We start from the raw sequence: 15,798 nt of genomic DNA on the forward strand, positions 1-15,798 counted from the left end.
TGCCCGGCCGTGCCGGGATAGCGCATAAAACGGGGGACATTCGTCCCCCATCATCGCGATAGCGTTAGAAATTCAGCTCAACCGCCGCGCCGACCAGGCGGCCTCGCTGGAGAGTCGCCGTGTAAATGTCATTGCTTCTGACCATCTCACGACGGTCGGAATCAAACAGGTTTTTCGCATACAGCGTGGCGCGACCGTAGTCGAAGGTGTAAGCCAGCTGGGCGTTAGCCGTCCAATAGGAGCCGATGCGCCCGCGCGAGTCGTTGTCGTATTGCGAATAGTAGGAGTCGGTAAACGCCACGTTGCTGCTCAGCTCCCATCCTTTCAGGAACTGATATTTGGCCCCCATGTTGGCGGTGTAAGCCGGTGCGCGCGCCAGCTCATGCCCTTCCACGCCGCTGCCCGAGAACTTCTTGATGTCGGTTTTCAGCAGGCCGAGGTTGCCGAACAGCTCGAAATCCCAGCGCGGCTGCCAGGTGGCGCCGATTTCCGCACCGTAGGTTTCCACCTTGTCGGCGTTGCGGATCACGCTGGAGTTCTCACCCAGCGAGTACGGCAGCTGCATGTCTTTGTAATCGTTGTAGAAGATGTTACCTGTCAGCACCACGTTGGCGTCTTTCAGGTGATGGCGGGTGTACAACTCGTAGTTCCAGACATACTCGGAACCGTAGGTGTAGCTGACCACCGGCGTGCCGATCGTGATGCCGCCGCCGCCGGCGTTATAGCCGCGGGCGATCTTGGCACCGTAGGTTTGGGTATCCGTCGGTTTCCAGGCCACGTCCAGCTTCGGCAGGAACACCGTGTAGGTTTCGTCGAAATCGATGCGCACCGCCTGGCTGCCGCCGTCGCGGCGACGGTGTTCGCGTTCCAGGCGGCTGGCGGCAGTCACGTCCACCTGCGGCGTCAGCGCATAGGTCAGCTCGGCGAACGCCGAATGGGTATCGGTTTTATCTTTGAAGGTCGATCCGCCGAAGATGTTGACGAACTCATCCTGCGTGCCGTGGAAGTAACGCAGCCCCGCTAGCCCGTGCAGGCGGCTGTCCGCACCGCCGAAGCGCACCACCGGCTCCACGTGAACTTCCTGGCCGTCGATCTCGGCGTATTGGATGTTGTAAGCGGTCGGACGGTTGATGTTGAAATCGGTATAGATAACGCGGTTTTCAAACGTCAGCGCATCAGAGGCCTCCCAGGCCAGATCCCAGATGGTGCTGTTCATGTTGCTTTTGAACACGGCGCGGCGCGGATCGTGGCGCGGGTTGGTCGGATGCGGCTGCGGGTTGAGGCTTTCGTTCTGTGGCGCGGTGCTGCCGAAGTGGTTAAAGGTCAGCTTGGTGGTCAGATCGCGCAGGCCGGCCGGATTGAACAACAGCTTGGCACGGGCGGTGGTGGCTTCCACTTCGCGTGGATCGCCCACCGGCGCATAGGCCGGCAGATCGGCTTCGCTGCGGCGGCGCTGGCGATCGACGCTGACGCGGAACGCCAGCTGATCTTCCACCAGCGGGCCGGACGCCATGGCGGCCAGCTGTGAAGAGTGCTGGTTGCCGGCCCCGCCCTTGAAGGCGCTTTCCCATTCGAAGGTCGGATCTTTACTGGCCATGACGATGGCGCCGGCGATGGCGTTGCGCCCCTGAATGTAGCTTTGCGGGCCGAGGAACACTTCGACGCGATCCAGATCCCACAGCGACTGTGGGCCGAAAGCCTGTTCGTTATAGGTCAGCGAACGGCCATCCAACGACAGATTGAGGCGCGGACGGGTGCCGCTGAGGAAGGCATTGGCGCCAACGTTCGGGCCGGAACCGTCGATGCCGCGCACGGTCGGCAGTTCGTTGCCGATGCCTAGATCCACCACGTTGGGGGTCATGCGCAGCAGATCGGGGATCTGCACTGCGTCAGGCATCGAGGCGATGCGGTTGCTGTCGAACACCTGCACGCTGGAGCCGGTGTCGAAAATGGAACGTTTGATCTTCTCACCGGTGACCAGCAGCGTTTCCGCGTCCTGGTAGGTTTCGTTGCTCTTGGTTTCCGCCGCGTTGACGTTACCGATCGCCAGTGAACAAACCCCTAAAAATACGGAGGAAAACGCCCCAATGGCTTTCAACCCCGCCTTTTCCCCGTTTCCTACGCTTTCATGCCGTTGAGCCGCAAAATGCTTGCCCATAGATGTCTTCTCCTTTCATCCCAGAGGTGCACAAAATTTGATTTTTTTTTACACAACCTACATCGACACTCACACAGACCATGACGCTGCGGCCTTCCCGGCCTTGCTGTTGCTTATCCCTGCGGCAAACCCATGCCTTTCGCGGCCGGACGGGCGCGGCCCCGTCCACGGCTAAGCCGCCGGCGGAGCGGCCGGCAGCTTGTATAAAAACGTAAAATAATGTTAAGAATGATAATATTTTGCATTTTCTAATGCAAATCATTATCAACAAAGGTGTGAGGCCTGACAAGATAACTGCCAGAAACCCTTATACTTTCGCAGGAAAAACGAGCGCTGCAATAACAAGCAATCATTTCAATGCTAAGAATAATATAGATAAATTATTCACACCCAATGCCCTCACTGCCCGGCGTCGCTAAAACGCCTTATAGATAGCACCCGATCGCCAAATGGATCAAATAATAATAATTTTCATTCCTATTAACATTTGGATATATTCTTGCAGTCTCGTTGGCTGAATCAAAATGGATACCCGATGAAAGCTTTGACCACGATGCAGGCCGCCTATTGGGTAGGCCGACAGTCCGCTCCTCCCCTCGGCGGCATGGCCGCCCACCTGTATGCGGAATTCGACGGCGGCGAGCTGGATACCGCTCGGCTGCGCCAGGCCGTCGAGGCGCTGTACCTGCACCATCCGCTGTTACGCCTGCGCATTACCGACGATGGCCGGCAGACGATCGCGCCTCCCGGCCCTCGGCACGCCTTGCATCTCGACGATTGGCAGCACGCCGATGAAGCAACGCTGGCAGCCGCGCTCGCCGCCAAACGCCAGGCAAAAAGCACCCAGCTGCTGCCGCTGGAACAGGGCGTGCCCTGCGATATCAGCCTGAGCCTGTTGCCGGAAGGGCGCAGCCGCCTGCATGTCGATCTCGACATGATCGCCGGCGATGCCATGAGCTTTCGCCTGTTGATGGAGGATCTGACGGCGTTTTATCACCAGTGTCCGCTGCCCCCCTCCGATGACGCACCAGCGGCCTACTTTGATCACCTCGAACGACGCGACGCCGACGAGGCGCTACGCCAGCGGCGCGAACGCGGCCAGCGTTGGTGGCGTGAACGCCTGGCGCAGGTGCCCCCGGCGCCGCGCCTGCTGCGCACGCCGGACCGCTGCCGCAGCGATCGCCTGGCCGTACAGCTGAATGCAGAAGAAAGCCGCGCGCTGGAGAATGTCGCCAAGCGGCACCACACCTCCCTCTCTACGCTGTTTTTAGCGCTGTTCGCACTGGCCGTCGGCCAGGGTTGGAATATGACGCGCTTCCGGCTCAACGTGCCGCTGTTCCACCGCGAAAGCGAACGGGAGGACGCGCATCGTCTTATCGGCGATTTCTCTAACCTGGTGCTGCTCGGCGTGGAGCTGAACCCGACGGAAAACCTGAGCGCTTTCTGCCGGCGCCTGATGGCACAGCTGGCAGAGCTTATCGAACATGCGGATTACCCCGGCGTGAGCGTGATGCGCGATCTGTCGCGCCTGCACGGCAGCCTGCAGCCTTCTCCGGTGGTGTTTACCGCCGGTTTCGGCATCCGCGGCAAGACGCTGTTTTCCGAACGGGTCACCGACACCTTCGGCCGTCTCGGCTGGGTCATCTCTCAAGGACCGCAGGTTGCGCTGGATGCGCAGGTCGCCCACGTCGACGACGGCATTCTGATTAACTGGGACGTGCGGCTGGACGCATTCCCCGAGCACGCGCTGCCGCGCCTGCTGGCCTGTTATCGTGCGCTGCTGCACCTGGCCGCACGGCAAGCGGAGGCGTTCGATCGCCCGCTGTCACAGCTGTTGGCGCAATGCACACCCGACGCGCTGGCGCAGCAGGCACCGGTGCGCCAGGTGCTGCACCGGCTGCTGGCGCGGGTGGCTCCCGAGGCCAGCTTGCACGACCACGACGATATCCACCGCTTGGCCCTGCCGGATGCTGGGGTGAACGCGCTGCTGACGGTGCTCAACAAATATCTGGCGGCGGCGCTGACGGCGCAGGATCTGGCGGCGCATCCCTCTCCGGCGGCGCTGGCGGCATTGATCTGCCAACGCTCGCCCGAGGCAGGACGGAATGCGAAAACGCTGCTCGCCGCGCTGGCGCCGCAGCACTGAGATTTAATCGGTTAGCGACTATAGGGAAGTACCATGGAGACACCATTAACCGCACTGCAGCAGGCCTATCTTCTGGGCCGCAGCGATCGATGGCCGCTGGGCGGCGTGGCGATGCACGACTTTCGCGAATACCGTGCCCGGCAGCTGGACGTACCGCGCCTTGAAGCGCGCCTGACCGAGCTGGTTCAACACTACCCGGCACTGCGCACCTGCATCGATGTGCCGCGCGGCACGCAGCACGTACGCCCGGAGGTGACGCTGCATCTGGATAGACACGATCTGCGTGCCCTTGATGGTGAAGCGGCGCAGCGCCAGGTCGAACAACTGCGCGCGCGTTACTCCCACCAGCGCCACGATCCGAGCCAACCGCTGTGGCGCATCGCCGTGATCCAACTTGCCGAACAGCAGGATCCGACGGGATCGCCGTACGATACGCTGATCTTTACCAGCTTCGATGCCTTGATCTTAGACGGCCAGGGGATCTCCACCGTGATCGCGCGCCTGTTCGACGATCGCCCTCTGGCGCCGACCGCCGCCGCCTTGCCGCCCCCCGCCGCATCGGCGGCGCAACGCCAGGCCGATGCCGCCTACTGGCGCGAAAAGCTGCAGGATGTCACCACCCCGTCGGCGTTGCCGTGGCGCGCCCCGCTCGCCAATCTCACCTCATCACGCTATCGCCGCGCCAGCCTGACGTTGCCGCACGACACGGTTAAACAGCTTGGCCGTCTGGGATCGCCGCATGCGCTGCTGCGCAACAGCCTGCTGTCGGCGCTGATCCTCGATACGCTGGCCCACTGGACCACCGACGGCGAGCTGTGTGTCGGGGTGCCGGTAGCGTTCCCCGCCGCCGACGGCGCCCTGGGCAACGCCTCCAGCTTCGTGGCGGTGCGCTATTCCCGCCACGGCGAAGATTTTATCCAGCGCGCGCAAGCCTTGCAGGACGACGTGCTCGGCGCGCTCGATCACCTGGCGTTTTCCGGCGTCGATCTGGCGCGGCAGTTGCTCGGCCAAAGCCAGGGCGGCCCGGCGCTGCCGGTGATCCTGACCAATTGCCTGGGTTGGGAGACGCTGCCAGCCGAGGCGCCGGTGCGCTTTCACGACGGCCTGACCCAAACGCCGCAGGTCGCCATCGATATCCGCCTGACGTTGGACAGCGAAAAAAATCTGCAGCTGTGCGTGGACTACGCCGAGCAGGCGCTGCATGGCGAACAGGTAGAAGCGATGCTGGCGGCGTTGCAGCGACGCATCCTGCACAGTTGCCAACGGGCCGACCTGGCGATCGCGCCGCGCGACTTCATCGATCTGGCGCATTACCGCCACAACGACAGCGAAGCGAATTACGCGCCTTATCCTTATCTGGCGCAGCTGGCCGAGCGGCTGTTCGGCGCGCAAGACGGCGGCAATGCGCTGATCTGCGGCGAGCAGACGCTAACCTACCGCGAGCTGGGCCAGCGGATCGCCACGGCGATCGCCAACCTGCAGAGCCGCGGCGTGCAGCCGGGCAACGTGGTGGCACTGTATCTGCCGCGCAGCCCGGAACAGATCATCTTCAGCCTCGCCTGTGCCCTGCAGGGCGTGATCTGGGTGCCTATCGATATCAACTCGCCGCCGGAACGCACCGCCTACCTGCTGGAGAATTGCCGGCCGACGCTGGTAGTGCACGGCGGCGATCTCGAAACGCCGATCGGCGTGACGCCGGCGACCCTGCTGGCGCAGGCGGATCGCGCACCCGCGCTGCCGGATGAACGGACGCTGGTTGAACGCAGCGCCAGCCAGGCCGCGAGCTACTACCTGTATACCTCCGGCACCACTGGTAAGCCTAAATGCGTGGTGCTTAACAACCGCGCCACCGCCAACGTCGTGCACCAAACCCAACAGCGCTGGAGAGTCACCGCCGACGATGTCTTCATTTCCGTCACGCCGCCGCACCATGACATGTCGATGTTCGATCTGTTCGGTTCGCTGTGCGCCGGCGCCACGCTGGTGCTGCCGGCGCCACATCAGGAAAAGGATGCCATCAGCTGGAACCAACTGGTGGAAAAACATCGGGTCACCCTGTGGTGTTCGGTACCCGCCATTCTGGAGATGCTGCTCACCTGCAAAACGGCCGACAACCTGCGCTCGCTGCGCCTGGTGGCGCAAGGCGGCGACTATATCAAGCCGGCGACGGTACAAACCCTGCGTACCCTGCGCCAGGATCTCGCGCTGTTCTCACTCGGCGGGCCGACCGAAACCACCATCTGGAGCATCTGGCACCCGATCGCCCCACAGGAGAGCGGCACCGTGCCTTACGGCCGCCCGCTGCCGGCTAACCGCTACTTCATCTGCCATGACGACGGCAGCCACTGCCCGGCCGGCGTGGTCGGCCGCATTCACACCGCCGGGGTGAACCTGGCGTTAGGCTATCTGGAGCAGGGGGAGCTGAAGCAGCACGATTTCGTTACCCTCGAAGGACCGGACGGGCAACCGCTGCGCGCTTTCCGCACCGGCGATCAGGGCTATTACCGTGCGGACGGCAACATCATGTTCGCCACCCGGGTGAACGGCTATGTGAAGATCCGCGGCGTGCGCGTCTCGCTGCCGGAAATCGAAGACGTGCTGCGCCGCCATCCGGCGATCCTGGATATGGTAGTGGTGGATTATCCCAGCGGAGAGAACAACGAGGCAGCGCTCGGCGCCCTGTATCTGACCCGCGACGGCAAGCCGCTGCCGCTGTCCGAGATCCGCGCCTTCGCCACCGGCTATCTGCCCTGTACCCATATCCCCACGCGCTTTATCCATGCCGAGGCGCTGCCGCTGTCCGCCAACGGTAAAACCGATCGCCATCGCATCCGCGCCGACCTGAGCCACCAGCAAACCGCGCCGGCGTTGAACGCCTGCGCGGCCCCGCCGCCGAACGCACCGGTGGCGCGCAGCGCCGAGATCCTGACCATTTACTGGCAGGCGATTGGCGTAACGCCGCGCCCGGAATGGGGGGAAGAGACGGCGTTTATCGCCATGGGACTGAAGCTGCCGCATATCAAACAGGTGGCGGCACGCCTCAATGACGCTTTCGGCACCCGTCTGGTAAGCAGTGCGCTCTTGCCATGCAAGAACGCACGCGAAGTGGCGGCGTTGCTGGTCAGCTGAAACCATACCACTCGGGCGGGGACATCCCCCGCCCGCATTTTCTCAGGCGGGTAACGCCGTCAGGGCCGCCAGCGGTTGCTCCCAGGCTTCCTGCTGCAGCGCACGCAACAGAAATTCTTGCAGCGCCTCGCCATAGTCCAACGCATCCTCCGTCGGGAACTGTTCCAGATAAATATCGATATCCACCTGCAGATCGCGGGCGTCGGTGCGGCCGCGATACGTCAGGTTAAAACCGTCGCCCGAGCCGCCGGCCAATACGCTGCGGGTACCGCGACAGCCAGTAAAACGAGGCGCATCGAAGGGTTGCACGTTGATGAAGGGGGAAATAAAGAAGCGCGAGCCCGGATCCACACCGCGATCGGCGGCCAATTGGCGCAGACGGTAGCCGGCGTGGCTGCGCAGCTCCCGCAGCTGCTGCGTCAGCGTGGTGAGAAAGCTCCCCAGCGTCTCCGCTTGCGGCGGTGACACCAGCAGCGGCAGCGTGTTGACCGCCAGCGAAGGCACGTTAGTGGCTGCCTGCCCACGGCGATTCATCGCCGGCATCCACATCGGCAGCGTATCGCCTTGCCGGGCACAGCGCGGCATCACCTGAAACAGCCAGGCCGCCGACAGCGCCACCAGCAAGTCGGGCCAATTGATGCCGCTACGCTCCGCCAACTGCGCCAGAGAGTGCGACACCGCCGCCGGCAGCCGGTGGTGGGTGCTCAGACGCCGTACGCCATAGGCCTCACCGCCCTTGCGCACCGTCGGCAGCACCTGCGACGGCGGCAGATAGGTCTGCCAAAAGCGCCGATCGCGCTCGCATCGCTCAGAATCAGCGTAGGCCAGCTCGGCCTGTTGAAAGACGTCGAAGGCGCCCAGAGGCATACCTGCGCTGCCCTCACCCAGATAGTGCGCATATAACGCGGCGCAGCGGTGTTCGATCAGGGCCATGCCGAAGCCATCAACCAGAATATGGTGCGCACGCACGTACCAGAGGTAGCGCTCCGGCCCCAGCTTGAGCAGCCAGGCTGCGGCTAACGGTTCGCTGTGCAGCGCCCGGCGCTGCGCGATATCTTCGCGCATCAGGTTTTGCGCCGCCTGCCAGGGATCGTCGTGCGTTTGCAGATCGATGCGTTGCAATGGCGGCGTGCGCTGTGGATCGTAACGTAACAGCGGGGGAGAGTCGCCATGCCGCTCACCAAAGCGCAAGGCAAACGCCTGCGTCTCGGCGAGAGTGGTGGCGATCGCCCGGCAGAGCGTCTCTTCCTCTACCGCGCCGCACAGTTCGGTGCAATGTGCGACGGTGGACAGAGTCTGCCCAGGGTGCAAGGTGTGTTCTTCCCAGAAATCAAGCTGCGCTGGCGCCAGCGGCAACCATTCAGAGGCCAAAGCGGTGTCCGACATGTTACCTACCTTTGATAAGCCCGAATAAAGACGTCGAGCGGGCGTAACCCCGCCGTTCAACGGCTTTTGCGTGTCTCCATACATCATCAAATGAAAATGATAATAACATCTATTATCATTTCTATTAATTTGGTAACACTTTAGATTTTGTTAAGCGGGGATGCAAGTCGCGCTGTAGAGCAGAGAAAAGAAAGTGGCGGGTTGGAGGGCCATAAAAACAAAACGCCCCGGCACAACTGCCTGGGGCGTTTTTAACGTCGGCGATACTCGGTGATTAGGCCTGGTTGGCCGGCTTCACCTTCTGTGCCAGGAACTCCGTTTCGTAGGCCAGCGCCTTCTTGCGATCGAACTGGTGCTCCCACTTGGCGATCACCAGTACCGCCAGCGCGTTGCCCACCACGTTCAGCGCGGTACGCGCCATATCCAGGATACGATCCACGCCGGCGATGAACGCCAGGCCTTCCAGCGGAATGCCGACGCTGCCCAACGTAGCCAGCAGCACCACGAACGAGACGCCCGGCACGCCGGCGATCCCTTTCGAGGTCACCATCAGCGTCAGCACCAGCACGATCTCCTGCCCCAACGACAGCTCGATGCCGTACAGTTGGGCGATAAAGATGGCGGCGATGCTCTGGTACAGCGTCGAACCATCCAGGTTAAAGGAGTAGCCGGTCGGCACCACAAAGCTGGTGATCGACTTGGGCGCGCCGTAAGCCTCCATCTTTTCAATGATGCGCGGCAGCACCGTTTCCGAGCTGGCGGTGGAATAAGCCAGGATCAGTTCGTCTTTCAGGATGCGGATCAGCGTCCAGATGCGCAGGTTGCACAGCCGGGCGACCGCCCCCAGCACCACCAGGGCGAAGAACGCGATGGCGAAATACACCAGCGCTACCAGCTTGGCCAGCGGCAGCAGCGAAGCGAAACCGAAGTTGGCTACCGTGACCGAAATCAGGCCAAACACCCCGATCGGCGCATAGCGCATGATCATGTGGGTGACTTTGAACATGCTCTCGGATACCGCCTTGAACACCTTCAGCAACGGCTCTTTGGTCTCTTTCGGCAACGACGACAGCCCCAGACCGAACAGCACCGAGAAGAAGATAATCGGCAGCATGTCGCCCTTGGCCATCGACGAGAAGACGTTCGATGGGATCAGCGACAGAATGGTCGCCACCAGACTGTGCGAACCGCTTTGCACCTGTTCGGTGGTTTTCTCATACTGCGAAATGTCCACCGTGGTCAACGTCGACATGTCGATGCCGTGGCCGGGTTGGAATACGTTGGCCAGCGTCAACCCCACCACGATGGCGATGGTGGTGATCACTTCGAAGTAAATAATGGTTTTCAATCCGATGCGGCCCAGCTTTTTCGCATCGCCTACGCCGGCAATACCGACGATCAGCGTGGAAATAACAATCGGCACCACAATCATCTTGATCAGACGAATAAAGATATCACCCGCCGGGCTGAGAATATTGCTGACCAGCCACTCACGAGATTCTGTCTGGTTGTGCAATACCGCGCCAACAATAATACCCAGTACCAACGCGATCAGGATTTGCCAAGCCAGGCTAATTTTTACACTTTTCATACCCAAAAAGTCCTCAAAGACTCTTTGCGCCGTACAAAGTCGCAACACGGCGAAAAGAATACTTAATCATTTATTACAGGCTTATGTTAATTCAGTGGAAGCGTTCACCTGCCCTGGGTGCGACGCAGTATAAATCTGTATCATCCGGGCGGCATGCTCTGCAAGCCTTGATTTGTCAGGGTTGAGCGCTGAATCGAATCACAAAAATTTCGCGTAACTATTTCAAATGGCATAATTGCTTGTTATTAAAAACATAATTTTTCAGATAATGAAGCACATAACCGCGCCGGTGACGTTTTTTTGAACGCGATTAAAATGCGTTATTTTTCGTCCATTCTGCATATTTAGTCCGCACCGAATGTTTATATTTTGTTACTCAAAAGTCAAATAAATGGGAATTGGCCGAGTGACATTTTCACCCATAAATGCAGCGCCATTTTATATTTAGATTAAAAATCGAACGATACCGCAGGATGAATGCCATAGGGTATTTCCCGAGTTTTCATCAGGTATGAAGCATTAATAGAACGTTATTTCACGATGTGCCGTCCATCGTTATATCGCGTTAATACCAACTTCGAATATTAATAGCGAAAAATAATCAAAAAAGATTTATAGCGCGAAATAATGCTGGTCTCTCCCATCCTTATTAAGCGCGAGGCAAATACCCTCGCCTTTTTTTATTCTTTTTTGTTCTTTAGATAAGTGTTTTTGGTTAAAAACGTGGGTTTATGAGGATTTAAGCGCCAAATAGATAGATATGCCCTGCAAATGCGACAGAACGATTACAAATCAATATCTTTGTTGCGTGATCTGCCGCGCAAAAAAGAAACAAAGAATCGTAGCAAACTATACTTAACCTTCAGTTGACATATCATTAACAACTTCAAGGAGAAAAGCTATGAGCCAACTGCATAAACACGCTATTCCTTCTGCAATTGCAGAACGCGCCCTGATTAATCCGGCACAATACCAACAGTATTATCAACAGTCGGTTCAAGACCCAGAGGCTTTCTGGGGTGACCATGGCAAAATCCTGGACTGGATCAAACCCTATACCAAAGTCAAAAACACCTCGTTCGATCCGGGCCACGTCAGCATCCGTTGGTTTGAAGACGGCACGTTGAACCTGGCGGCCAACTGTCTGGATCGTCATTTGGCCGAGCGCGGCGACCAGACCGCCATTATCTGGGAAGGCGACGACCCGACCCAATCCAAAAAGGTGACTTACAAACAGCTGCACCATGACGTCTGCCAGTTCGCCAACGTGCTGAAAAAGCTCGGCGTGAAAAAAGGTGACGTGGTGGCTATCTATATGCCGATGGTGCCGGAAGCGGCGGTCGCGATGCTGGCCTGCGCGCGTATCGGCGCCGTACATTCGGTGATCTTCGGCGGCTTCTCACCGGAAGCGGTCGCCGGACGCATTATCGACTCCAACGCCAGGCTGGTGATCACCGCCGATGAAGGCCTGCGCGCCGGCCGTGCCGTGCCGCTGAAAAAGAACGTCGACGATGCGCTGAAAAATCCCGGCGTAGTCAGCGTGGCCAACGTCGTGGTGTTCCAACGCACCGGGAAACCGGGCTACTGGCAGGAAGGGCGCGATCTGTGGTGGCATGAGCTGACCCAGGGCGTCTCCGCCGACTGCCCGCCGGCAGAAGTGAACGCCGAAGATCCGCTGTTTATCCTGTACACCTCCGGCTCGACCGGCAAACCGAAAGGCGTACTGCACACCACCGGCGGCTACCTGGTCTACGCCGCGATGACCTTTAAGTATGTGTTCGACTACCACGACGGCGACATTTATTGGTGCACCGCCGACGTGGGCTGGGTCACCGGCCACAGCTATCTGCTGTACGGCCCGCTGGCCTGCGGCGCCACCACGCTGATGTTCGAAGGCGTGCCTAACTATCCGGGCGTTAATCGCCTGTCGCAAGTGATCGACAAGCACCAGGTCAACATTCTGTATACCGCACCGACCGCCATTCGCGCCCTGATGGCCGAAGGCGACAAGGCGATCGAGGACACACGACGCGATTCGCTGCGTATCATGGGCTCGGTCGGCGAGCCGATCAACCCGGAAGCCTGGGAGTGGTACTACAACAAGATAGGCAATGCAAAGTGCCCGATCGTCGACACCTGGTGGCAAACCGAAACCGGCGGCTTCATGATTACCCCGCTGCCTGGCGCCACCGAGCTGAAAGCCGGTTCTGCTACGCGGCCTTTCTTCGGCGTACAGCCGGCATTGGTCGATAACGTCGGCACACCGCAGGAAGGCGCCTGCGAAGGCAACCTGGTGATCGTCGATTCCTGGCCGGGCCAGGCGCGTACCCTGTTCGGCGATCATGACCGCTTCGAGCAAACCTACTTCTCGACTTTCAAAGGCATGTACTTCAGCGGTGACGGCGCACGCCGCGACGAAGACGGTTACTACTGGATCACCGGCCGCGTCGATGACGTGCTGAACGTCTCCGGCCACCGTCTGGGCACCGCCGAGATTGAGTCCGCGCTGGTATCGCACCCGAAAATCGCCGAAGCGGCGGTGGTCGGCATTCCTCATAACATCAAAGGCCAGGCGATCTACGCCTACATCACGCTGAACCACGGCGAAGAACCGACGCCGGAGCTCTATACCGAAGTGCGCAACTGGGTGCGCAAAGAGATAGGGCCGATCGCCACGCCGGACGTACTGCACTGGACAGATTCGCTGCCCAAAACGCGCTCCGGCAAGATCATGCGGCGTATCCTGCGCAAAATTGCCGCCGGCGACACCAGCAACCTGGGGGATACCTCTACGCTGGCGGATCCGGCCGTCGTCGACAAGCTGTTGGAAGAAAAACAATCAATGAAAGTGCCGTCATAATTTATGCCGCTTCAGGCCGCTCATTCGGATCACGCACCGTTGAGCGGCCCTGGCGCGGCGTACTCTCTCAATACCGACTGGAGACACTCTGATGAATGACACCATTTATCAAGGGATTGAAGAAAACCCGCGCTTTAAAGAGCTGGTGAGAAAACGCGGCCGGTTCGCCTGGCTGCTTTCACTGATTACGCTGGCGCTGTACGTCGGCTTTATTCTGTTGATCGCCTTCGATCCGCAATGGCTCGGCACGCCGATCGCCGCCGGATCGACCATCACCCGCGGGATCCCGGTCGGCGTCGGGCTGATCGTGATCTCTTTCGTCTTGACCGGGATCTACGTGTTTCGCGCCAACGGCGAATTCGATCGCCTCACCGCAGAGATTCTGCGTGAGGTGAAACAATGAAGCGCTTATTGTCCGCCGCCGCGCTGCTGTTGCTGCCCGGTCTGGCCTGCGCCGACGCCATTGGCGGCGAGGTGCATCGCCAGCCGCTGAACATCCAGGCGATCGTGATGTTTATCCTGTTTGTCGGCGCCACGCTCTACATCACCTATTGGGCCTCCAAACGCACCCGTTCCCGTCAGGACTACTACACCGCGGGCGGGCGCATCACCGGCCTGCAAAACGGGCTGGCGATCGCCGGTGACTTCATGTCCGCCGCCTCGTTCCTCGGTATCTCCGCCCTGGTCTACACCTCGGGCTATGACGGACTGATTTACTCCATCGGCTTCCTCATCGGCTGGCCGATCATTCTGTTCCTGATCGCGGAGCGCTTGCGCAACCTCGGCCGTTATACCTTTGCCGATGTCGCCTCTTACCGTCTGCAGCAGAAACCGATCCGCACCCTCTCGGCCTGCGGCTCGTTGGTGGTGGTGGCGCTGTATCTGATCGCGCAGATGGTCGGCGCCGGCAAGCTGATCCAGCTGCTGTTCGGGCTCAACTACCATGTGGCGGTGATCCTGGTCGGCATCCTGATGGTGCTGTACGTGCTGTTCGGCGGCATGCTGGCCACCACCTGGGTGCAGATCATCAAGGCGGTGCTGCTGCTGGCCGGCGCCAGTTTTATGGCGCTGATGGTGATGAAGTCGGTTAACTTCGACTTCAATACCCTGTTCGCCGAAGCGGTGAAGGTGCATCCGAAAGGCATCGCCATCATGAGCCCCGGTGGTCTGGTCTCCGATCCGATTTCTGCGCTCTCGCTTGGCCTGGCGCTGATGTTCGGCACCGCCGGTCTGCCGCACATCCTGATGCGTTTCTTCACCGTCAGTGACGCCAAGGAAGCGCGCAAGAGCGTGTTCTACGCCACCGGCTTTATCGGTTACTTCTATATTCTGACCTTTATCATCGGCTTCGGCGCCATCTTGCTGGTCAGCGCCAATCCGGCGTTCAAAGACGCCACCGGCGCGCTGCTGGGCGGTACCAACATGGCGGCGGTGCACCTGGCCAATGCCGTTGGCGGCAACTTCTTCCTCGGCTTTATCTCGGCGGTAGCCTTTGCCACCATTCTGGCGGTCGTCGCGGGCCTGACGCTGGCCGGCGCCTCAGCGGTTTCCCACGATCTGTACGCCAGCGTGATGAAAAACGGCAAGGCGACCGAGCGTGACGAGCTGAAGGTCTCCAAGATCACCGTCGTGGTATTGGGCCTGGTTGCTATTGCCCTGGGGATTTTGTTCGAGAAGCAGAATATCGCCTTTATGGTCGGACTGGCGTTCTCTATCGCTGCCAGCTGTAACTTCCCTATCATCATCCTGTCGATGTACTGGTCGCGTTTGACGACCCGCGGCGCGATGATTGGCGGCTGGCTGGGTCTGTTAACGGCGGTGATTCTGATGATCCTCGGCCCGACGATCTGGGTGCAGATCCTCGGCCATGAAAAACCGATTTACCCGTATGAATACCCGGCGCTGTTCTCGATGATCGTGGCCTTTGTCGGCACCTGGCTGTTCTCGATCACCGACAGCTCGCTGGCCGGGCAGCAGGAGCGGGAACGCTTCCGGGCTCAGTTTGTCCGTTCGCAAACCGGGCTGGGTATCTCTCAGGGCAGCTCGCATTAATCGAATAATAAGTGAAAAAAAGCAAACACACCCTAATCAAAGGCCCTTCGGGGCCTTTTCTCTGGCTGTCTGTCGGAGATAAGCTGGGGAGAGCAGCGCAGCGTAGCTGCGCTTTTTTACGTTTTACGCATAGCAAAAAGCCCTGAACGTCAGTTCAGGGCTTTCGGCTTTATTTGATGCCTGGCAGTTTATGGCGGGCGTCCTGCCCGCCCCCCTTCGGGCCGTTGCTTCGCAACGTTCAAATCCGCTCCCGGCGGATTTGTCCTACACAATTCGTCTCAGGATGCCCATGCTCGTGCAGAACGCCAGATAACAGACAAAACAAAAAGCCCCATGCTTTCGCATGAGGCTTGTTGTTTTATTTGATGCCTGGCAGTGTCCTACTCTCGCATGGGGAGACCCCACACTACCATCGGCGCTACGGCGTTTCACTTCTGAGTTCGGCATGGGGTCAGGTGGGACCACCGCGCTATTGC

8 protein-coding genes and 1 rRNA gene are annotated in these 15,798 nt (G+C 59.8%); 5 read left to right on the forward strand and 4 right to left on the reverse strand.

Annotated features, from left to right (window positions below):
- Positions 1-64: 64 nt before the first annotated feature.
- Positions 65-2,158, reverse strand: coding sequence for a TonB-dependent receptor (locus ACJ8J4_RS16920; protein WP_025304960.1), 2,094 nt, complete (start codon positions 2,156-2,158; stop codon positions 65-67).
- Between the two features lie 535 nt (positions 2,159-2,693).
- On the opposite strand from ACJ8J4_RS16920, the gene ACJ8J4_RS16925 reads away from it, so the two are divergent.
- Both ACJ8J4_RS16925 and ACJ8J4_RS16930 read left to right on the forward strand, forming a co-directional pair.
- The gene (locus ACJ8J4_RS16925) at positions 2,694-4,304 is read left to right on the forward strand and encodes a condensation domain-containing protein (protein WP_197832092.1); all 1,611 of its coding nucleotides are present in this window, start codon (positions 2,694-2,696) and stop codon (positions 4,302-4,304) included.
- A 33-nt stretch (positions 4,305-4,337) separates the two neighbouring features.
- Complete coding sequence (locus ACJ8J4_RS16930) at positions 4,338-7,433, forward strand: amino acid adenylation domain-containing protein (RefSeq protein WP_264383773.1); 3,096 nt, start codon at positions 4,338-4,340, stop codon at positions 7,431-7,433.
- Positions 7,434-7,475: 42 nt separating this feature from the next.
- Here ACJ8J4_RS16930 and ACJ8J4_RS16935 read toward each other — a convergent pair whose 3' ends face one another.
- Positions 7,476-8,819 carry a condensation domain-containing protein gene (locus ACJ8J4_RS16935; RefSeq protein WP_025304957.1) on the reverse strand — a complete coding sequence of 448 codons (1,344 nt, stop codon included), beginning with the start codon at positions 8,817-8,819 and terminating at the stop codon, positions 7,476-7,478.
- 274 nt (positions 8,820-9,093) lie between these two features.
- Positions 9,094-10,410: a glutamate/aspartate:proton symporter GltP gene (gene gltP, locus ACJ8J4_RS16940; protein ID WP_025304956.1), complete on the reverse strand. Its 1,317-nt coding sequence runs from the start codon at positions 10,408-10,410 to the stop codon at positions 9,094-9,096.
- A 901-nt stretch (positions 10,411-11,311) separates the two neighbouring features.
- Here gltP and acs point away from each other — a divergent pair.
- From acs to actP, 3 genes are all read left to right on the forward strand, one after another.
- Positions 11,312-13,270, forward strand: coding sequence for an acetate--CoA ligase (gene acs / locus ACJ8J4_RS16945; protein ID WP_197836461.1), 1,959 nt, complete (start codon positions 11,312-11,314; stop codon positions 13,268-13,270).
- Between the two features lie 91 nt (positions 13,271-13,361).
- Positions 13,362-13,673, forward strand: coding sequence for a DUF485 domain-containing protein (locus tag ACJ8J4_RS16950; RefSeq protein ID WP_004930047.1), 312 nt, complete (start codon positions 13,362-13,364; stop codon positions 13,671-13,673).
- Positions 13,670-15,322, forward strand: a complete 1,653-nt coding sequence (gene actP / locus ACJ8J4_RS16955) for a cation/acetate symporter ActP (protein ID WP_025304954.1) — start codon at positions 13,670-13,672, stop codon at positions 15,320-15,322. The genes ACJ8J4_RS16950 and actP overlap by 4 nt, the downstream gene beginning before the upstream one ends.
- 367 nt (positions 15,323-15,689) lie before the next feature.
- Here the strand turns inward: actP and rrf are convergent.
- Positions 15,690-15,798, reverse strand: a 5S ribosomal RNA gene (gene rrf / locus ACJ8J4_RS16960); the annotation flags it as partial.

The organism is Serratia sp. CY47280 (assembly GCF_052168655.1).
GTDB lineage: Bacteria > Pseudomonadota > Gammaproteobacteria > Enterobacterales > Enterobacteriaceae > Serratia > Serratia bockelmannii.

Bases quoted from the DNA above. Each gene is read 5' to 3' on its own strand.
- ACJ8J4_RS16920 (WP_025304960.1), bottom strand. From the start codon at position 2,158: ATGGGCAAGCATTTTGCGGCTCAACGGCATGAAAGCGTAGGAAACGGG.
- ACJ8J4_RS16925 (WP_197832092.1), top strand. From the start codon at position 2,694: ATGAAAGCTTTGACCACGATGCAGGCCGCCTATTGGGTAGGCCGACAG.
- ACJ8J4_RS16930 (WP_264383773.1), top strand. From the start codon at position 4,338: ATGGAGACACCATTAACCGCACTGCAGCAGGCCTATCTTCTGGGCCGC.
- ACJ8J4_RS16935 (WP_025304957.1), bottom strand. From the start codon at position 8,819: ATGTCGGACACCGCTTTGGCCTCTGAATGGTTGCCGCTGGCGCCAGCG.
- gltP (WP_025304956.1), bottom strand. From the start codon at position 10,410: ATGAAAAGTGTAAAAATTAGCCTGGCTTGGCAAATCCTGATCGCGTTG.
- acs (WP_197836461.1), top strand. From the start codon at position 11,312: ATGAGCCAACTGCATAAACACGCTATTCCTTCTGCAATTGCAGAACGC.
- ACJ8J4_RS16950 (WP_004930047.1), top strand. From the start codon at position 13,362: ATGAATGACACCATTTATCAAGGGATTGAAGAAAACCCGCGCTTTAAA.
- actP (WP_025304954.1), top strand. From the start codon at position 13,670: ATGAAGCGCTTATTGTCCGCCGCCGCGCTGCTGTTGCTGCCCGGTCTG.